At 65.2% G+C, this 19139-nt stretch carries 15 protein-coding genes; 4 read left to right on the top strand and 11 right to left on the bottom strand.

Features of this window, described 5'->3' with window-relative positions:
- Positions 1–9: 9 nt before the first annotated feature.
- From OKW26_RS11935 to glgX, 3 genes are all read right to left on the bottom strand, one after another.
- Positions 10–1992, bottom strand: a complete 1983-nt coding sequence (locus tag OKW26_RS11935; protein ID WP_429353731.1) for an AI-2E family transporter — start codon at positions 1990–1992, stop codon at positions 10–12.
- Positions 1993–2087: 95 nt separating this feature from the next.
- Complete coding sequence (locus tag OKW26_RS11930; protein ID WP_184060136.1) at positions 2088–2264, bottom strand: DUF2934 domain-containing protein; 177 nt, start codon at positions 2262–2264, stop codon at positions 2088–2090.
- 151 nt (positions 2265–2415) lie between these two features.
- Complete coding sequence (gene glgX / locus OKW26_RS11925; protein WP_429353730.1) at positions 2416–4629, bottom strand: glycogen debranching protein GlgX; 2214 nt, start codon at positions 4627–4629, stop codon at positions 2416–2418.
- 294 nt (positions 4630–4923) lie between these two features.
- On the opposite strand from glgX, the gene OKW26_RS11920 reads away from it, so the two are divergent.
- Positions 4924–5346 carry a PRC-barrel domain-containing protein gene (locus OKW26_RS11920; RefSeq protein ID WP_184060132.1) on the top strand — a complete coding sequence of 141 codons (423 nt, stop codon included), beginning with the start codon at positions 4924–4926 and terminating at the stop codon, positions 5344–5346.
- A gap of 71 nt (positions 5347–5417) precedes the next feature.
- Here OKW26_RS11920 and OKW26_RS11915 read toward each other — a convergent pair whose 3' ends face one another.
- The 8 genes from OKW26_RS11915 to OKW26_RS11880 all read right to left on the bottom strand — a co-directional run bounded on the left by OKW26_RS11915 (position 5418) and on the right by OKW26_RS11880 (position 14621).
- Positions 5418–7679 (bottom strand): xanthine dehydrogenase family protein molybdopterin-binding subunit, encoded by a 2262-nt coding sequence (locus tag OKW26_RS11915; protein ID WP_429353729.1) that lies wholly within the window; start codon positions 7677–7679, stop codon positions 5418–5420.
- Complete coding sequence (locus OKW26_RS11910; RefSeq protein WP_429353728.1) at positions 7676–8683, bottom strand: FAD binding domain-containing protein; 1008 nt, start codon at positions 8681–8683, stop codon at positions 7676–7678. Before OKW26_RS11910 ends, OKW26_RS11915 begins: the two co-directional genes overlap by 4 nt.
- Positions 8680–9240, bottom strand: coding sequence for a (2Fe-2S)-binding protein (locus OKW26_RS11905; protein WP_429353727.1), 561 nt, complete (start codon positions 9238–9240; stop codon positions 8680–8682). Before OKW26_RS11905 ends, OKW26_RS11910 begins: the two co-directional genes overlap by 4 nt.
- A 155-nt stretch (positions 9241–9395) precedes the next feature.
- Entirely contained in the window at positions 9396–9710 is a 315-nt protein-coding gene (locus OKW26_RS11900) for a hypothetical protein (RefSeq protein ID WP_429353726.1), read from the bottom strand.
- 87 nt (positions 9711–9797) lie between these two features.
- Entirely contained in the window at positions 9798–10664 is an 867-nt protein-coding gene (locus tag OKW26_RS11895; protein ID WP_184062277.1) for a glucose 1-dehydrogenase, read from the bottom strand.
- A gap of 270 nt (positions 10665–10934) precedes the next feature.
- Positions 10935–11411 carry a response regulator gene (locus tag OKW26_RS11890; protein ID WP_184009928.1) on the bottom strand — a complete coding sequence of 159 codons (477 nt, stop codon included), beginning with the start codon at positions 11409–11411 and terminating at the stop codon, positions 10935–10937.
- Between the two features lie 443 nt (positions 11412–11854).
- Positions 11855–13528 (bottom strand): ATP-dependent DNA ligase, encoded by a 1674-nt coding sequence (locus tag OKW26_RS11885; RefSeq protein ID WP_429353725.1) that lies wholly within the window; start codon positions 13526–13528, stop codon positions 11855–11857.
- A 10-nt stretch (positions 13529–13538) separates the two neighbouring features.
- Entirely contained in the window at positions 13539–14621 is a 1083-nt protein-coding gene (locus OKW26_RS11880) for a ligase-associated DNA damage response exonuclease (protein ID WP_429353724.1), read from the bottom strand.
- A gap of 159 nt (positions 14622–14780) precedes the next feature.
- Here OKW26_RS11880 and OKW26_RS11875 point away from each other — a divergent pair, with 159 nt between their 5' ends.
- From OKW26_RS11875 to zapE, 3 genes are all read left to right on the top strand, one after another.
- Positions 14781–15683, top strand: coding sequence for a YihY/virulence factor BrkB family protein (locus tag OKW26_RS11875; RefSeq protein ID WP_090809917.1), 903 nt, complete (start codon positions 14781–14783; stop codon positions 15681–15683).
- A gap of 96 nt (positions 15684–15779) precedes the next feature.
- Entirely contained in the window at positions 15780–17615 is a 1836-nt protein-coding gene (locus tag OKW26_RS11870; protein ID WP_429353723.1) for a thiamine pyrophosphate-requiring protein, read from the top strand.
- A 229-nt stretch (positions 17616–17844) separates the two neighbouring features.
- Entirely contained in the window at positions 17845–18945 is a 1101-nt protein-coding gene (zapE, locus tag OKW26_RS11865) for a cell division protein ZapE (RefSeq protein WP_429353722.1), read from the top strand.
- Positions 18946–19139 lie beyond the last annotated feature (194 nt).

The raw sequence follows: 19139 nt of genomic DNA, 5'->3' as shown, positions 1-19139 counted from the left end.
GAAAACCACCTATCGGCCATCCTCGAACTGCGGCTCCGCGATCGCCGTTCGCGTCGCATCGAGACGACCGCACGCGGCCAGCATCTGCTGCAACGACGTCACGGCGCACTCCGCTTCCAGCGATTCCTGCTGTTCCGCGCTCCACTGCTGCGTATCCTCGGGTGTCCAAAGGCCGACCACGATCGCCACCTTCGGCAAGCGCGTGCGGATGCGCCGGATCAGATTGCGCAGATGCGACGGAATGCCGTCGATCTGCAGATACAGAAGGCAGACGATGCCCACGTCGTCCGCCACGAGGCTGTCGATCGACGCGCGCGACACCGCCTCGTGCGGCAGCGAGCGCGCCGCGAAGCCGTGCTTGCCGAGCAACTGCAGCAGAATGATCGTCGCGAGCGCATCGAGCGGGCCACGGCCCGGCAGGCACAACACGCGGCTCGTCGGCGCATGCGAGGCGAACACGGCCGCGGCGTCGACCGATCGTGGCATCGCCCGCGCGGCCTGCGTTTCGTCGGAAGGTGCCAGCGGCCCCACTGCGCCCCGGTTCGCCTGCGTCGCGAGCGGCGCGGGCTCGCGATCCTCGTAGCCGTCGAGGCCGTCGACCAGGTCGTTGGTCGTCGACTCGATGCGCGCGAGTTGCGCGCTGGTCACGCTGCCGCGCGTCACGTCATTGGCCGCGAGCCGCAAGCCCTTGATCGCGACTTCGTCGTAATAGGCCGACAGCGAGCAGTCGCGCAATAGCACTTCGGCCTGCTCGATCGCGTCATCCGGATCGCCGGCGAGCGCGCGTTGATAGAAGTTTTCGACCGGCGTCAGCGCGGGCTGATCGCCGAGCAGCACGTCGAGAAATTCGAGACGCCGCACGTGCCGGCCGAGCACCAGCAGACACAGCGTCAATGGTGTCGACAGGATCAGCCCGATCGGCCCCCAGATCCAGCTCCAGAAGATCGCCGCGACCACCACCGAAAACGGCGACAGGCCGGTGCTGCGCCCATACAGCAGCGGCTCGACCACCTGCCCCACCGCCAGTTCCGCGACCACGAACAGCACCAGCGACCAGATCGCCATCGCCCAGCCGGGACTGACCGCGGCGGCGAGCGCGGTGGGCAGTATCGCCGCGATCCAGATGCCGACGTAGGGCACGAGCCGCAGCAGCGCCGCGAGAATGCCCCACAGGATCGGGCTCGGCACGCCGATCAGAAACAGCCCCGTCCCGATCACGACGCCGACGCCGGTGTTGACGCCGAGTTGCGACACGAAGTAGCGGCTCAGGCGCCGCGCGGTCTCGTCCATCACCGTGGTCGTGCGGTGCAGGTCGCGCGAGCCGAACAGCCGGATCGCGCGATCGCGCAGGTCGTCGCGTTGCAGCAGGATCACGATCGTGACGACGAAAACGATGAACGCGGTTGCCAACGGACTGATGGCCGGCGACAGCACGCGTCGCGCGAGCTCGAACGGCGTCGGCACGGGCTCGCGCACTTCCACCGGCACCGCCGTCGACGCCTGCGGACTCGCCGCGGCCGCCGCGCCGTTCGGCGCTCGCGGCTGCGGCGGCTCGATCGTCGCGCGCTGCAATGCCTGCCCCGCCTCGCTCGCGAAACGGTTCAGCTTGCCGATCGTCAGACTGTGCACGGTGTCGATCTTGTGCTGGATGGTCGCCTGATAGCGCGGCATGCCGGCCGCGAGATCGGTCAGCTGTGTGGCAATTACCGCGCACAGCAGCGCGATGACCGACACCGAGATCAGGACCGCCGCGCACACCGACGCGACATGGCCGAGTTTGAGCCGGGACAGCGCATCGGCGAGCGGTGCGACGAGAAAGCTCAACAGGATCGCGAGCGTGATCGGAATCATCACCGCGCTCGCGACGTACAGGCATGCGACCGCGATCACGCCGACGCCGAACGTGACGAGGCCCTCGATACCGAATGCGGTGGAGGCCGCCTGAATGCGCGCGGCGGCGCTCGTGCCGCGCGGCTCGGGTGTGTCGTTCATGTTGCGAAGCGAAAATCGGGCGTGGAAAAACGGTCTCTGAGCCGCACGCGGTTCGCCGGCTCGGAGTCTTATTACTCAATACCGTTGAGCAATGTCTATTTCATCGAATCGCCCGACACCGGCCCGCTCTCGACCGGTGGTGCCTCCTTCTCGATCTCACGGCGGGCCTGCTCCCAGTATTGCTCGGGCGTGCCCTTCGGCTCGGCCGCCTGCTCCCACAGATAGTAGGCGCGCGTGCGGATCTGCTCGTCGACGCTCGGTTCCTGTTCCATTTGTTCACTCCAGCTTGGCCATTTGCGTGCGCACGCCTGCCGTGGCGAAGGTCGCAGACGCGTGCGTATCGTCAACGACAGAACGAGCAAACCTTGTACCTGTGCTCCGGCCCGCTTTTGCAACGGGGCTGGCGTCGCTCGCCAGCCTGCACTAGCCTGGCGCGGAGTCGCCTTCGTCGGAAGTCAACTGCTCTTCGAGGCGGTCGAACACGCGCTGCGTCGCGCGGCTCGGCGCTTCGAGCGCGAACACCAGCAGCGAGCGGCCGGTCACCTGGTAGGCATCGCCCGCGCTGAATTGCGGCAGCTCGGCGCGCACCGGCATGTTGGTGTCGACGAGGCAGGTCCAAAAATCGCCCTCGGGAATGTCGGGCAGCGTGAAGTTGACGACGTCGTGATACGCGTTCAGCACCAGCAGCAAGGTCGCGTCGGACGCGAGACGGCGAATGCCGCTCGCCTGCGCACGTCCGTCGATCACGAGGCCGAAGCAGCGCATCGCCGGATCGGCCCACTGCTCGCCCGTGATGTCGGTGCCGTCCGGCGATAGCCAGCGCGTGTCGGTCACGTCGAGCGTCTCGTTGTATTCGCCAGTCAGAAAACGGCCGCGCCGCAGCACCGGCAAACGGTGGCGCAACGTGGTCAGATTGCGCACGAACTCGGTCAGCGCGCGGCCGTCGTCGTCGATCGCATCCCAATCGACCCAGCTGATCTCGTTGTCCTGGCAATACGCGTTGTTGTTGCCCTGCTGCGTGCGGCCGAATTCGTCGCCGGCGAGGATCATCGGCGTGCCCTGCGACAGCAGCAGCGTCGCGAGCAGATTGCGCTTCTGGCGCTCGCGTTGCTGGCGGATGTCGGCGTCGTCGGTCGGTCCTTCGACGCCCATGTTCCACGACTTGTTGTCCGAATGGCCGTCGCGGTTGTCCTCGCCGTTTGCCTCGTTGTGCTTGTCGTTGTACGAGACCAGATCGTTCAGCGTGAAGCCGTCGTGCGCGGCGATGAAGTTCACGCTCGCCCACGGCCGCCGGCCGCGATGATTGAACTTGTCGCCCGACGCGGTGACGCGCGTCGCGAGATCGGCGGCGGTGCCCTCGTCACCCTTCCAGTACGCCCGCGCGGTGTCGCGGAAGCGATCGTTCCATTCGGCCCAGCCCGGCGGAAAACCGCCCACCTGATAGCCGCCGGGGCCGCAATCCCACGGCTCGGCGATCAGCCGGATGCTGGAGAGGACCGGGTCCTGGCGGCAGCTGTCGAGAAAGCCGCCGCCCTCGTCGAAGCCGTGATCTTCGCGGCCGAGGATCGTCGCGAGATCGAAGCGGAAGCCGTCCACTTTCATTTCGGTGACCCAGTAGCGCAGGCTGTCGGTCACCATCTGCAGCACGCGCGGATGCGACAGGTTCAGCGTATTGCCGGTGCCGGTGTCGTTGATGTAGTAGCGCGGCTCGTCGGGCATCAGCCGGTAGTACGACGCGTTGTCGATGCCCTTGAACGAGACCGTCGGGCCGCGTTCGTTGCCTTCGGCCGTGTGGTTGTACACGACGTCGAGTATCACTTCGAGATCGGCCTGGTGAAACCGGTCGACCATCTCCTTGAATTCGCCGACCGACTCGGTCGATGACGCGAAAAAGCGCGGATCGGCCGCGAAAAAGCCGATCGTGTTGTAACCCCAGTAGTTCGTGAGACCCTTGTCGAGCAGATGGCTGTCGTTGACGAAAGTCTGGATCGGCATCAGCTCGACCGAGGTCACGCCAAGGCTGCGGATATGGTCGAGCACCGGCTGCTGCGCCAGACCCGCGAACGTGCCGCGCAGACGCTCGGGCACCCGCGGATGACGTTTCGTGTAGCCGCGCACGTGCGTCTCGTAGAGAATCACGCGCTCCCACGGCAGCGCGTTGCGCTCCGGATGGCTCCACGAAAAATTCGCGTCGACCACCTTGCACTTCGGCACGAAAGGTGCGCTATCGCGTTCATCGAATGACAGGTCGAGCTCTTCCGAGCCGAGCGTATAGCCGAAGATTTCCGGCGCCCATATAAGCTCGCCGATGTGCGCCTTCGCATAGGGATCGAGCAGCAGCTTGTTCGGATTGAAGCGATGCCCGTTTTCGGGCTCGTAGGGACCATGCACGCGATATCCATAGACGGCACCCGGTTTCAGATTCGGTACGAACACATGCCATACCTCGTCGGTGTATTCGGGCAGCTCGATCCGTTCGAGTTCGTGTTGGCCAGTTTCATCGAACAGACACAGTTCGACTTTGGTTGCGTGCGCGGAGAACAACGCGAAGTTGACGCCACTGCCGTTCCATGTCGCGCCGAGCGGAAAAGGCGTGCCTTCGGCAATGCGCGTCGAGTAGCTGGCTGGGGATGACATAGGTGTTCTCAGTGGCTGCAAGGAGGTTGGTATCTCAGGGTCATGCAGGTGTTTTTTTCAACTGCCTTTCCACGTGTTCTTTGCTGCTCATTGTTCCAGTGTAGGCATTCGAGGCCCGCGCGCCGGACATTGCACCGCGCGCAAGCAGCGGGCCGGTGCGTGTAGCAACTTATGGGCCTGATCCGCCTCGCTTTCCCTCAGCTCAAAGTCGCGGCATGAGATTTGCAGCATATCGGCAAGGCGCACGCATTGCGCGCCGTCGAAACGCCACGACACCAAACCGGGAGAACACAGATGATGCGCAACCCGCAGATCACACCGCTGGCCGCTTCCGCATCGCTTCTCGCCGCCATGACGCTGATTTCCGCGTTGGGCACGTGCGGCAGCGCGTTCGCGCAAGGCGCGCCGCAGGCGATCACCGAAAAACGCACGGACGTCGTGCAGCTCGCGAGCGGCTATCGCGCGTCGAAGCTGTCGGGCGCGGACGTGTACAACCGCAACAAGGACAACATCGGCACGCTCGATGATCTGATCGTGTCGCCGGGCACCGAGCGCACCACGTATGCGATCCTGTCGGTCGGCGGCTTTCTCGGCATGGGCAAGCATCTGGTCGCCGTGCCGTTCAACGATCTGCAGATCGACAACCGGCGCGTCGTGCTGCCCGAGGCGACGAAGAAATCGCTCGAGGCGTTGCCGGAGTTCAAGTACGCGAATTGAGCGCGGCGTTGCCGCGTCGAATCGATCGACGCGGCAACGGGCCGTCCATGCACATGCGCTCAGGGGCGTAGTCAGCCGAGCAGCTTGTCGGGCGTAATGGGCAAATCGCGGATGCGTTTGCCGGTCGCATGCCAGATCGCGTTGCACACTGCCGCGGCCACGCCCACCACGCCGATTTCGCCGACACCTTTGACGCCGAGCGGATTGACGATGTCATCGCGCTCGTCGACGAACAGCACGTCGATCTCGTGAATGTCGGCATTCACCGGCATGTGATATTCGGCGAGGTTGTGATTCATCTGCCGCCCGAGCGCGTGATCGAACTGGCCGTGCTCGTGCAGCGCCATGCTGATGCCCCACACGACGCCGCCCGCGATCTGATTGCCCGCCGTCTTCGGATTGACGATGCGTCCCGCCGCGACCGCGCTGACCACGCGCGTCACCCGCACAGTGCCGAGCGCTGCGTCGACGCGCACTTCGGCGAACACCGCCGAATGCGTGCCCATCGAATACGCCTGCTGCTTTTCGTGCGGCTTCACGCTGGCCTGCTCTTCGAGTTTGTCCAGCCCGGCGCGCTGCAACAGCGTCGCAATCGCGATCGAGTCGTCCTCGTGTGGGCCGCACACGAGCCGGTTACGCTCGCGCCGCACGTGTTCGCGAGTCGCCGACGCGAACCGTGCCCCACCATGTTCGCGCGCCAGTTCAACGAGACGGTTGTGCAGGCGCGTACACGCGGCATCGACTGCGCTGCCCACCGACGACACCGTCCACGATCCGCCCTCGATCGGCGCCTTCGGCAGCCGGGTGTCGCCGAGTTCGAAGCTGACGTCGCCGAGCGGCACGCCGAGCGCATCGGCGGCGATCTGCGTCATCGCGGTGTAGGTTCCGGTGCCGATATCGGCGGTCGAACTCGACACGCTGACGCGGCCATCGGGCGTCAACACCGCGCGTGCGGCCGCTTCGTTCTGCATCGCGTCCCACGCACCGGTCGCCATGCCCCAGCCGATCAACTCGTTGCCGTCGCGGCGTGCGCGCGCCTCGAGCGGCCGCCCCGCCCAGCCGAAGCGGGCCGCGCCTTCGCGATAGCAGTCGCGCAGCGCCTTGCTCGAAAACGGCAGATTCCTGTTCGCGTCACGCTCCGCATAGTTGACGAGCCTCAATTCGAGCGGGTCCATCCGCAATGCCTCGGCCAGTTCGTCCAACGCGACTTCGAGCGCAAAGAGCCCTTGTGTCGCGCCGGGCGCGCGCATGTCGGCCGGTGTCGGCACGTCGAGCTTCGCGACCCTGTAGCCCATCGACACGTTGTCGCATCGATACAGCTGCCCCGCCCAGTTGACCACCACGTCGCAGTAGTCCTCGTAGCGCGAGGTTTCCGACACCGCCTCGTGGATCACCGCCTGCAGGCGGCCATCCGCCGACGCGCCGAGCGCGACGCGCTGCACCGTTTGCGGACGATGCGCGAAGGTGAACATCTGCTGCCGGGTCAGCGTGACGCGCACGGGTTTCTTCAGTTCGCGCGCGGCCATTACCGCGAGCGCCAGATGATATTGCGGCCGCAAGCCGGAGCCGAACGCGCCGCCGACAAACGGCGACACCACCTGCACTTCGTCGTCTTTCAAACCGAACACACGCGTCAGATAGCCCTTCGTATTGACGACGCCCTGAGTCTTTTCATAGACGGTCAAGCGTCCTTGCGCATCGGGCACCACGGTGCATCCGTGCATTTCCATCGGATTGTGATACTCCGGTGGTGTCGTGTAGAACGCGTCCACGCGCGCCTTTGCATCGGCCAACGCCTTGCGTGGGTCGCCACGCTCGGGCGGAGGCGGATCGAAGCCGCCCTTCTCGGCCGACGGCGGCACGGCGCTCGTCAACGCTGCTTCGATATCGGTCTGGTGCGAGCCGGCCTCGTAACGCACCTGCACCAGCGACGCCGCGTAGCGCGCCAGTTCCAGCGATTGCGCGACCACCAGCGCGACCGGCTGCCCGCTGTACCACACGCGCTCGTCCCAAAGCGGCCTCAATGGCGTGCCCCCGGGCGCAATCATGTCCTTGAACGCGTCGACGTCCGACGGCAGCGCCGGGCGCTTGCGATGCGTGAGCACGAGCAGCACGCCGGACAGCGCCTCGGCAGCCGAGGTATCGATCGACACGATCTTGCCCGTCGCGATCGTGCCCGACACGACGACGCCATACACGAGCCCTTCGACGCAGAACTCAGCGGCATATTGCGCGGCGCCGGTCACTTTGACGGGCCCGTCCACACGCGAATGCGGCACGCCGATGGCAGGCTTCGGGCTGCCTGTCGACGGCAAGGTTTCGGCACGGTTCATCGCGCGGCCTCCTCGAACGAACGTTGTGTGGCCTCGCCGAAGGCGCGCACGATCACGCGCGCCGCGAGTTCGATCTTGAACGCGTTGTCGCGCTGAGCGCGCGCACCGCGCAGCAGCGTCGCCGCAAAGTCGCGCAACGTTCGCGCGTTCGGCGTCGCGCCGCGCAGTGCGGCTTCGGCGGCGGGATCGCGCCACGGCTTGTGCGCGACCCCGCCGAGCGCGCAACGCGCGTCGACGATCCGCGACTCGTCATCGAGCTCGACACCGACCGCGGCCGACACCAGCGCGAACGCATACGATGCGCGGTCGCGCACCTTCACGTACGCGTGATGCGCGGCAAAGCCTTGCGGCGGCAGTTCGATCGCGGTCACGAGTTCGTCGTCGCGCAGGTTGGTGTCGATCTGCGGCGTATCGCCGGGCAGCCGGTGAAAATCCGCGAACGGCAGCGTGCGTGCGCCGTCGTTGCCGATCAGATGCACGGTGGCGCCGAGCGCCGCCAACGCGACGCACATATCGGACGGATGCACGGCGATGCAGTGCTCGCTCGCACCGAGGATCGCGTGAATGCGGTTCACGCCATGCAGCGCCGGACAGCCGCTGCCGGGTTCGCGCTTGTTGCACGGCGTGCCCACGTCGTAGAAGTAGTAGCAGCGCGTGCGTTGCAGCAGATTGCCGCCGACCGTCGCGACGTTGCGAATCTGCGGCGACGCGCCCGCCAGGATCGCTTTCGCGAGCAGCGGGTAGCGTGTCGCGACGGTATCGTCATACGCGAGCGCGCTATTGGTTACGAGCGCGCCGATCTTCAGGCCGCCCTGCGCCGACGCTTCGATCTGCCTGAGCGGCAAACGGTTGATGTCGACGAGCAAAGCCGGGCGCGCCACGTCTTCGCGCAGCAGGTCGACCAGATTCGTGCCGCCCGCGATGAACGCGGCGCCCCTGTCCGAACGATGCCGTTCGAGCGCATCCTGCACCGCATCGGCGCGCGTGTACGAGAAGCGGTTCATGGCCGCGCTCCAGATTTATTCGCGACCGCACTGTCTTGCCTTGCGTCATCGTCACCGAAATGCGCAGCGTCGAGAATCGCCGCGACGATGTTCGGATACGCGCCGCAGCGGCACAGATTGCCGCTCATCTGCTCGCGCACATCGTCCGCGCAGCGCGCATGTCCTTCTTCGAGCATCGCGTGCGCCGAGCAGATTTGTCCGGGCGTACAGTAGCCGCACTGGAACGCGTCGTGATCGATGAACGCCTGCTGCAGCGGATGCAACGTGTCGCCGTTCGCGAGACCTTCGATCGTCGTGATCGATGCGCTGTCGTACACGACCGCGAGCGCGAGGCAGGTATTGATCCGCTGGCCATTGACGATCGCCGTACAAGCGCCGCATTGACCGTGATCGCAGCCCTTCTTGGTGCCGCTCAGGTGCGCATGCTCGCGCAGCAGATCGAGCAGCGAGGTCCACGCTTCGACGTCGAAGCGCCGCGTCTCGCCGTTGATCTCGAACGTCAATGCATGCGACGCGGGCGCGTCGGCCCGGGCGGTTTCAGCATCGGGGGTAGCCATCGGATTTCCTCCTCACAAGGCATCGCGCAAGCAGTGCGGCGCGCGACGGAACTCAACGCAATTCAAACCAATGCAAAGCGGCGACAGCGCGCGAGCGCGATGCCGCCGCGGCGTCCGGCGCGTCGCGAGGCAGGCCGACGCGCTCGACGGATCGCTTATTGCCCCGCCCCACTACCCGCGCGCGGCGGCGTCGCGCCTTTGAAGCGCCTGTTGGTGGTTTTCCCATTGCCGCCGCCGGCGACGCCATTGGTGGCGCCCCCCGATTCGCCGACATTGCCGTTCGCGTTGTTCGCGCTGGTCGTGTCCGGCGTGCGCGATTCTTCCAGGCTTGCGCCGGGTTGCGCGGCAGACTTGCCGTTTTGCATGGACGGATTGGTACCGGTCTGCGCGAAGCCCGCCTGCGCAAAGCCTAGCGCGAGGCAGCCTGAAACGAGCGCGGCACCCAGGTTGACGGATACATCGATCTTCATGGCACTCTCCCTTAAGACGTTATGAAAATCCACTGCGCGAACCTCGTACGTGAGCGCAGGCGGCCATGCCGCCATCAGTTCGACAACCTAAATAATGGGCGCGCCGCCGGTTACCGCAATCGTCGCGCCCGAGATGTAGCTCGCTTCATCCGACGCGAGCATCACGTACGCGGCGGCCAGTTCGGCCGGTTGGCCGGGGCGCTTCATCGGAACCTGCTTGCCGAACTGCTCGACCTTGTCGGCCGGCATCGTCGATGGAATCAACGGCGTCCAGATCGGTCCCGGCGCCACGCAGTTCGCGCGAATGCCCTTTTCCGCGAGCAATTGCGCGAGGCCACCGGTGAAGTTCTGGATCGCGCCCTTGGTGGTCGCATACGCGATCAGACCAGGATTCGGATGATCGGCATTGATCGACGAAGTATTGATGATCGCGCCGCCCGGCTTCATATGGCGCACCGCCGCGCGCGTGATTCTGAACATCGCGCCGATGTTGGTATCGAAGGTCTTGTCCCATTCTTCGTCGCTGATCGCATCGAGCGACGGATAGCTCATCTGATACGCGGCGTTGTTGACCACCACGTCGAGCCGGCCGAATGCCTCGATCGCCTTGTCGACGATCGCATCGCAATGCGTGCGATCGCGGATATCGCCGCCGACCAGCACCGCCTTGCGACCCGCGTCCTCGACCCAGCGCGCGGTCTCGCGCGCATCGTCGTCTTCGTCGAGATAGGCGATCAGCACATCCGCACCTTCGCGCGCGAACGCGATCGCGACCGCGCGGCCGATGCCGCTGTCGCCGCCGGTCACGATCGCCGCCTTGCCTGCGAGACGCCCCGAACCTTCATAGGTTTTCTCGCCGTGATCCGGTTGCGGGTTCATGTCGGCCGTGCGGCCGGGCCTCTGGTCCTGCTGCTGTTCAGGAAACGGCGGTGCCGGACGTTGCGTGTCGCTCATGTCGGATCTCCCTCGGTGCGAATGACCATGGGCGGCGCGCACGAACGCGCCGCGTCATCGGTCTTTCAGCAACGAGTGGGCCTGAATGCAATAGCGAGAGGAAACTCCTGCGCGCCGGGCAGCGCAGGGGCACGCATGGCTTAAGAAACTGCGTTGGACAGAACGGTGGCGGACAGATGGCAGATTGATGACAAACAGATTCGCAGAGCGACGAGTGCGATTTTCTGGCGACGACCGTGCAGAAATAACAGAACTGTCAGTGAGTTTTCGCTAACAACGTGATTCAGATGATGGCTCCGCCGCATGCAACGCCGCCGCCGATTCGAGCACGCGCAGCAGACGCTCGGGTGTCAACGGTTTGGCGCAATGCGCGTCGAAGCCGGCGGCCTTCGCGAGCGCGCGATCGTCGCGCGACGCAAACGCGGTACATGCGACCAGCAGCATGTGTGAAGTCTGCGGATGCGCGCGCAGCCGCCGCGCGAGTTCGAGCCCGTCGAGTCCAGGCATCTTGATGTCGAGCACCACCGCGAACGGCTGCCATTCGCGCGCGGTCTCGCACACGGCAAACGGATCGTCGAGCGCGCGGCATTCGAAGCCGTCGGCCGTCAATAGCATTTGCAGCGCATCGGCCGCTTCCCGGTAATCGTCGACTACCAGCACACGACGATGCGCGGCCATCGCATAGCGGATTGGTCGCCATACGAGCACGTCGTCGCTGCTGTCCACGTTGTCGTTGAACACAGTCATTTTTTCTCGCCCTTTTACATTGGCCCTGAAGGGCATCCGCGCCACACGTGCAAGATTCGATCCCGTTGCGTCTGCCGGACTACGACCGGTTTTTTGTTATTTCCGCTTCGCTCGGACGATGCCGCGGCCAGCACGCCTGGTCGCGCATTCCGACGTTGCAATCACCTGGAATGCGGGATTCAGCGTGCCCATTCATCACGGCGTTTGAATGACGGCGCCTGCGATGTGCGCGCTGCGCAACATCGATCGACGCACTGTCCTTGTGCGATCCGTCTCGTTCAGAGGCGTCGCACGATATCGGTATTTCAACGGATTGAGGGGTCCACGCAATGCAAGCCGCAATCGCACTTATGGCGCGAATCGATGACGCGGTCTTATCAAAAGAATAAGCGACGATGCCGATAAAAAAATGCTCGACATGTTAGGGGTTTGTGCTCTGCGGGTTATCCCGCACGATTATCGATAAACCCTTTCAGCATCGCGAGCGTATCTGCGTCGTCGATGTGTTTGTCCGTGCGCCAGCGCAGCATGCGCGGAAAACGCACGGCCACGCCGGACTTGTGACGCGAACTCGCTTGTATCCCTTCGAAGCCGATCTCGAACACGAGCGTCGGCGTCACGCTGCGCACGGGGCCGAATTTATCGACGGTGGTCTTGCGCACGATCGCATCGACCCGACGCATCTCTTCATCTGTGAGCCCTGAATAGGCCTTCGCGAACGGCACCAACGTGCGCACGCCGTCGGCCTCGTCCCACACCGCGAACGTGTAGTCCGTGTAAAGACTCGCGCGACGGCCATGACCGCGCTGCGCGTAAATAAGTACGGCGTCCACCGCATAAGGCTCGATCTTCCATTTCCACCACGTGCCCGACGCCTTGGTACGACCAACGCCGTACATCGACTCGCGCTCCTTGAGCATCAAACCTTCGACGCCGCGCGCGCGGCTCTCGTCGCGCAACGCCGCGAGCGCGGCCCAGTCCGCTGCAAGGACGAGCGGCGATACGCGCAGCAGACCACGCGCGAGCGTGCCATCGACGGAGCTGGCCAGCGCATCGAGGCGTGCACGCCGTTCAGCGAGCGGGTTCATGCGCTGGTCCCGTCCGTTTGCTTCGAGCAGATCGTATGCGAGCAGCGCGGCGGGCGAATCCGCGAGTATCTTGCGCGTCAGCGTCTTGCGCGCGATGCGCGGTTGCAGCCGCGCGAACGGCAATGGCGCTGCCGCGCCGGGCTCCCACGCGAGAATCTCGCCATCGATCACGTAGCCATCGGGTAATGACTCGCCCAATGCCGCGACTTCGGGAAAACGATCGGTAATCAGATCCTCGCCGCGCGACCACAACCACACGCGGCCGCCGCGTTTGACGAGTTGCGCGCGTATGCCGTCCCACTTCCACTCGATCAGCCAGTGCGCGGGATCGCCGAGCGTCGCCGGATCGGTCTGCAAGGGATGCGCGAGAAAGAACGGATATGGCAGGCCGAGGTCGCTATCGTGTTCAGGCGCGTGCGCTTGCGTATCGTCGTCGATCTGCGGCGCGATCAGACGCAGATAGCGCGCCGCATCGGGCTTCTGTTGCGAATCGGTCCAGCCGACCATTCGTTGCGCGATCCGCTTGTGATCGACGCCGGCCACTTCGGCGAGCGCACGCACCACCAGTTGCCGCGCGACGCCGACACGAAAGCCGCCGCCGATCAGCTTGGTCAGCAGGAAACGACCGCCCCAGTCGAGTTCGTCCCAGTAGCTGAGCAGACGCCTGCGCAACTCGTCGGGCGGCAGGCCGCGCAACGGCAGCATGCGTTGCTCGATCCATTGCGTGAGACCCAGCTCGGAGTTGCGCGACGCGGGCGGCAGGATATGCGCGATGGTCTCGGCCAGATCGCCCACCGCGTGATACGACTCCTCGAACAGCCACTCGGGCAAGCCGGCGCGCTCGCGCGCGATTTCGGTCAGCAAACGCGTCGGCACGAGTTGACGCGGCTTGCCGCCCGCGAGGAAATACGACGCCCATGCCGCGTCTTCGGGGTCGGCCACCGAGAAATAACTGGTCAGCGCCGCGAGCTTGTCGTGCGTCGACGTGGTCGCATCGAGCGCGGTGTAAAGAGCCGCGAAGCGTTTCATACGGTGCCCGTCATGATTCGCTCGCCGCCGGCGCTTCGTCGGCGCCGGCCGCATCGGCTTCGACGGTATCGTCGCCGTATTGCGTTTCGAACGCGCTGGCGTGCAGGCCCTGCTCGTTGAGCCAGCGCACCATCGGTTCGATCGAGCCATGCGTGACGATCACGCGGGAGGCGCCGCTCTCGCGTATCGCCGTTTGCAAACCCGGCCAGTCCGCGTGATCCGACAGCACGAAGCCACGATCGACGCCGCGCCGGCGACGCGCGCCGCGCAGGCGCATCCAGCCCGACGCGAACGCATCGCTGTAGTCGCCGAAGCGCTTGAGCCACGCGCTGCTCTGCGCGGACGGCGGCGCGACGATCAGCGCCTGTTTGAATACGCCCTTGTCTTTCGCGGCAATCTCGCCGACCAGACCGAGCGCCGGCAGACGCACGCCCGCGTCGCGATACGCGCGATTGAGCGGCTCGAGCGCGCCGTGGCAGAAGATCGGCCCGATCGCCGCATCGACACTCGCGAGCACGCGTTGCGCCTTGCCGAATGAATAGCAGAACAGCACCGACGCGCGCCCTTCGGAGGCGTTGTGACGCCACCATGAATCGATCGAATCGAACACGCTTTGCGGCGTATCCCAGCGATAGATCGGCAGACCGAACGTCGATTCGGTGATGAACGTATCGCAGCGCACCGGTTCGAACGCGGCGCAGGTCGGATCGGCTTCGAGCTTGTAGTCGCCCGATGCGACCCACACGCGGCCCGCGTGTTCGATGCGCACCTGCGCCGAGCCGAGCACGTGCCCGGCCGGATGCAGCGACACGCGCGCCGCGCCAATCGTCAGCGGCTCGCCGTAGTCGAGCGTGTGCAGCGCGATGCCGGGCAGCCGCGATAGCAGCACGCTCGCGCCCGCGCGCGTGGCCAGGTAGCGCTGATGACCGAAACGCGCGTGGTCGGAATGCGCGTGTGTGATCACCGCGCGTTCGACCGGCCGCCACGGATCGATGTAAAAATCGCCGGGCGGGCAATACAGTCCCTCCGGCCGCGCGATCACCAGATCGTTGGCTTGCGGCGCGGTGTCGGTCTGACGCGGCGGCTGATCCATCGGCTGTCCTCGGCAAGGGAACGCGACCTTGCGAACGCGGCCAAGCAAACTATATGCCGCACCATTGATGGCCCCGTTTCTGCTTACGGTATATAAAGCACACAGGCGTGTCGAGAGCGGCTGCCATCCGGCAGTGCCCGGCGCGCACCGCGAGGCCTCATGCCGATCCTGCTCGACCAGCAAGCGCTGTATATCGCCAGACATCCCTGGCGCTTCCTGCTGCAAACGCTGAAAGCGTTTCGCGCGAACCAGGGGCTGCTGCTCGCGGGCGCGGTCGCGTACTACGCGTTGCTGTCCATCGTGCCGCTGCTGATCCTGATCGTCATCGTGTTGTCGCGCGTGGTGCCGCAGCAGCTGGTGCTCGACGCGCTTGCGCATCTGCTGCGCTGGCTCGTGCCCGGACAATCGGCCGCGCTCGTGCGTGAGCTGTCGAACTTCCTGCTGCATCGCGCGGTAATCGGCTGGGTGCTGCTGCTGACGATGATCTTCTTCAGCTCGCTCGCGTTCACCGTGCTCGAAAACGCGATGTCGCTGATCTTCGTGCATCGGGTCGTCGTGAAGCGGCGCCACTTCCTGATCTCGGCGCTGCTGCCGTACTGCTACATCCTGTTTCTCGGCGTGGGGCTGCTGATCGTCACGTTCGTGTCGAGCGCGCTCGACACGATCGGCGCAGAAGGACTGAGACTGTTCGGCCTGCACGTGTCGTTGCAGGGCTTCTCGCGAGTGATGCTGTATCTGTTCGGGCTCGCCGGCGAAATCTTCGTGCTGACCTCGGTGTATCTGGTGATGCCGGTCGGACGGCCGTCGCTCAAACACGCGCTGATCGGCGGCGTGGTGGCCGGCGCGTTGTGGGAGATCACGCGGCACGTGCTGGTCTGGTATTTCGCCACGCTGTCGCAGGTCAGCGTCGTCTATGGTTCGCTGACGATGGCGATCGTGATCCTGCTCAGCTTCGAATGGCTCGCCACCTTGCTGCTGTTCGGCGCGCAGGTGATATCGCAATACGAGCGCTTCGGCCACGAACCGCTCGACGCGCCGCAGCCGAGGATCAAGACCGGGTAGCAAGCCAGTCGCAAGGAACAACCCTTGCTCGCCGATACCGACGACGGCCGCCCGTTTCGCAGGGCGGCATCGACTGGCTATCGAGGAGCGAGGATCATGGCTGAAACCGTCGGCGATTTCATCATCGGGCGGCTGCACGCATGGGGTGTGCGGCGAATCTACGGCTATCCGGGCGACGGCATCAACGGCGTGTTCGGCGCGTTGAACCGCGCGCAGAGCGAAGTGAAGAAACGCCACAAGAGCACGGATCAGCCGGGCCCGATCGAATTCATTCAGGTCCGTCACGAAGAAATGGCCGCGTTCATGGCCTCCGCACATGCGAAATTCACCGGCGAGTTGGGCGTGTGCATCGCCACCTCGGGACCAGGCGCATCGCATCTGCTGACGGGGCTGTACGACGCGCGCATGGATCACATGCCGGTGCTCGCGATCACTGGTCAGCAGGCACGCGCGGCGATCGGCGGACACTATCAGCAGGAGCTCGATCTGCCCGCGATGTTCAAGGACGTGGCCGGCTCGTTCGTCGGCTTTGCGACGATGCCCGCGCAGGTCCGTCATCTGGTCGATCGCGCGGTGCGCATCGCGCTCGCCGAGCGCGCGGTCACGGCGCTGATACTGCCGAACGATCTGCAGGACATTTCCTACGAGCCGCCGGGGCGCAAGCACGGCACGCTGCATTCGGGCATCGGTTACGCGCGCCCGCGCGTCGTGCCGACCGACGAGCAATTGCGCCAGGCCGCCGACGTGCTGAACGCGGGCCGCAAGGTCGCGATCCTGGTCGGCGCGGGCGCGCTGCACGCGACCGACGAAGTGATCGCGATCGCCGAGAAGCTCGGCGCCGGCGTCGCCAAGGCGCTGCTCGGCAAGGCCGCGCTGCCCGACGATCTGCCGTGGGTGACCGGTTCGATCGGCCTGCTCGGCACGAAGCCGAGCTACGACATGATGACCCATTGCGATACGTTGCTGATGATCGGCTCGGGCTTCCCCTACTCGGAATTTCTGCCGAAGGAAGGCGACGCGCGCGGCGTGCAGATCGACATCAAGGCCGACATGCTGAGCCTGCGTTATCCGATGGAAGTGAACCTCGTCGGCGATAGCGCCGAGACGCTGCGCGCGCTGCTGCCGCTGCTCGAGGAAAAGAAGGATCGGCTGTGGCGCGAGCGCATCGAAGGCTGGGTGTCCGACTGGTGGAAGACGCTGGAGAAACGTGCGCACGAACCCGCGAAAGATGGCCTGAATCCGCAGCTCTCGGTATGGGAGCTGTCGAAGCGCATTCCCTCGAACGCGATCGTCACCAGCGATTCGGGCTCGGTCGCGAACTGGTACGCACGCGATCTGCAAGTGCAGCGCGGCATGATGTGCTCGCTGTCGGGCGGGCTCGCGTCGATGGGCGCGGCCGTGCCCTATGCGATCGCCGCGAAGTTCGCGTACCCCGAGCGGCCCGTGATTGCGCTCGTCGGTGACGGCGCGATGCAGATGAACAACATGGCGGAGCTGATCACGGTTGCGAAGTACTGGCAAGGCTGGAGCGATCCGCGCTGGATCTGCATGGTGCTCAACAATGGCGACCTGAATCAGGTCACATGGGAGCAGCGCGTGATGGAAGGCGATCCGAAGTTCGAGGCCTCGCAGAGCATTCCGTCCGTGCCGTATCACCGCTTCGCGGAACTGATCGGTCTGAAGGGCATCTATGTCGACAATCCCGATCAGATGGCCACCGCCTGGGACGACGCGCTCGCGTCGAATCGTCCGGTCGTGATCGAGGTGAAGGCCGATCCGAACGTGCCGCCGCTGCCGCCTCATGTCACGCTCGCGCAGGCCAAAGCGTTCGCCGAGACGTTGATGAAGGGCGACCCCGATCAGGGCAACGTGGTGGTCGAAACGGCGAAGCAGGTGCTCGGTGCCGTGCTGCCGGGGCATCACGACAAATGACGCGGTAGCGGCTCGACGACGCCTGTGCGCGCCAACGTTCGACGCAGAACGTGGCTGGTAAAATGGCGCGCGCTCCGTGCACGCGCTCATTGGGTCTGCTTCGCCGCAGGCCATCACGTCGGCCGTTATCTCATGCTCACACACGTCCTCGCCGTTTTCGCGGCGGCCCACACTGCGTCATTCGCGCAAGTCGCATCATTCGCGTCATCAGGCATGCACGCTCCTGCCCATGCTTGACGAAACCCGCATCGCGCGCGCACTGACCGCGCGCGGCATCTCTGCCGATGCACGGCAGCGCGAGGCCATCGGCGCGCTCGTCGGGTTGGTCGGCGCGCAGCAGCGCGCGCGGCAGGCATGGTCCACCGCCGCGTTCGGGCCGCAAGGCGTCTACTGTCACGGACTGCCGGGCCGCGGTAAGAGCCTCGTCGTCGATACGCTGTTCGAGCTTGCGCCATGCCGCAAACGGCGCCTGCATTTCCACGAGTTCCTGCGCGAAATGAACCGCCGGCTCGTGCACGCGCCGCGCGGCGACGACCGGCTCGGCGACGTGTCGCGGCAATGGCTCGACGGTATCGAGCTGCTGTGCTTCGACGAATTCCATGTGCACGATATCGCCGACGCGTTCCTGATGGGCCGCTTTCTCGACACCGCGATCAAGCTGGGCACGCGTATCGTGCTGACGTCGAACTACGCACCGGACGATCTGTTGCCCGACCCCGAGTTTCACGAGCGCTTTCTGCCGACCATCGCGCAGATCAAACGCGGCTTCACGGTGATCCATTTCGACGGCGTGCGCGATTACCGCTTCGGCGGCGAAGCGGCCGAGGTGCCGCGCTTTTTCGCGCCGCTCGACGCATCGAGCGAGGCCGCGTTGCGCGATATCTTCACGGGCCATGAACGCGACGCTGCGATCGAGCCGGTCAGGATGAGCGCGGCGGGCCGGCCGCTCGAAGCGCGGGCAGCCGGCCGCGCGCTGCTGTGGGCGGACTTCGAGCAGTTGTGCGTCGCAAGCCGCTCGCACCTCGACTACCTCGATCTCGCCGAGCAATGGCAAGGCTTGATCGTCGATCGTCTGCATACGGAAGCGCTGAGGCAGCCGCATACGCTGCAGCGACTCGTCTGGCTCATCGACATCTTCTACGACCGCAAGCGTGCGCTCTTCATCGCCTCCGATCAGCCGATCGAGACCGCGTTGATCGGTCTCGAAGGCGCGCATGATCTGTCGCGTACGCTGAGCCGGCTTGCCGAGATGCAGTCGCGCGCATATCGCAGCACGCTTGAACGAGGCGGCGAGGACAACGCGCAAGACGGCATCAACGCCAAGGCTTGATGGCCGGGCATCGGACCCGCGCGCATTTCTGCAATTCTTGCAAAGCGACGGTAAAGCGTGCCAACGCCGTTTCGCGTCGACGCACGCGCCACGGCGCCGGGCGATGCATCGCCGGCCCCCCGAAACAAGCCTACACTCAACCATGCCATGCCCTGCGGTACCGGAAAACTCGCCGCCAGATCAGTTCGATGGGC

It is taken from the genome of Paraburkholderia sp. 32, from assembly GCF_050435345.1.
GTDB lineage: Bacteria > Pseudomonadota > Gammaproteobacteria > Burkholderiales > Burkholderiaceae > Paraburkholderia > Paraburkholderia tuberum.
The sequence above is the reverse complement of the archived record's forward strand: the minus strand, read 5'-3'. Positions and strand labels throughout refer to the sequence as shown.

What these genes read in the sequence shown, in the direction of transcription:
- OKW26_RS11935 (WP_429353731.1), bottom strand. Translation starts at nt 1,992, where the DNA reads ATGAACGACACACCCGAGCCGCGCGGCACGAGCGCCGCCGCGCGCATT.
- OKW26_RS11930 (WP_184060136.1), bottom strand. Translation starts at nt 2,264, where the DNA reads ATGGAACAGGAACCGAGCGTCGACGAGCAGATCCGCACGCGCGCCTAC.
- glgX (WP_429353730.1), bottom strand. Translation starts at nt 4,629, where the DNA reads ATGTCATCCCCAGCCAGCTACTCGACGCGCATTGCCGAAGGCACGCCT.
- OKW26_RS11920 (WP_184060132.1), top strand. Translation starts at nt 4,924, where the DNA reads ATGATGCGCAACCCGCAGATCACACCGCTGGCCGCTTCCGCATCGCTT.
- OKW26_RS11915 (WP_429353729.1), bottom strand. Translation starts at nt 7,679, where the DNA reads ATGAACCGTGCCGAAACCTTGCCGTCGACAGGCAGCCCGAAGCCTGCC.
- OKW26_RS11910 (WP_429353728.1), bottom strand. Translation starts at nt 8,683, where the DNA reads ATGAACCGCTTCTCGTACACGCGCGCCGATGCGGTGCAGGATGCGCTC.
- OKW26_RS11905 (WP_429353727.1), bottom strand. Translation starts at nt 9,240, where the DNA reads ATGGCTACCCCCGATGCTGAAACCGCCCGGGCCGACGCGCCCGCGTCG.
- OKW26_RS11900 (WP_429353726.1), bottom strand. Translation starts at nt 9,710, where the DNA reads ATGAAGATCGATGTATCCGTCAACCTGGGTGCCGCGCTCGTTTCAGGC.
- OKW26_RS11895 (WP_184062277.1), bottom strand. Translation starts at nt 10,664, where the DNA reads ATGAGCGACACGCAACGTCCGGCACCGCCGTTTCCTGAACAGCAGCAG.
- OKW26_RS11890 (WP_184009928.1), bottom strand. Translation starts at nt 11,411, where the DNA reads ATGACTGTGTTCAACGACAACGTGGACAGCAGCGACGACGTGCTCGTA.
- OKW26_RS11885 (WP_429353725.1), bottom strand. Translation starts at nt 13,528, where the DNA reads ATGAAACGCTTCGCGGCTCTTTACACCGCGCTCGATGCGACCACGTCG.
- OKW26_RS11880 (WP_429353724.1), bottom strand. Translation starts at nt 14,621, where the DNA reads ATGGATCAGCCGCCGCGTCAGACCGACACCGCGCCGCAAGCCAACGAT.
- OKW26_RS11875 (WP_090809917.1), top strand. Translation starts at nt 14,781, where the DNA reads ATGCCGATCCTGCTCGACCAGCAAGCGCTGTATATCGCCAGACATCCC.
- OKW26_RS11870 (WP_429353723.1), top strand. Translation starts at nt 15,780, where the DNA reads ATGGCTGAAACCGTCGGCGATTTCATCATCGGGCGGCTGCACGCATGG.
- zapE (WP_429353722.1), top strand. Translation starts at nt 17,845, where the DNA reads ATGCTTGACGAAACCCGCATCGCGCGCGCACTGACCGCGCGCGGCATC.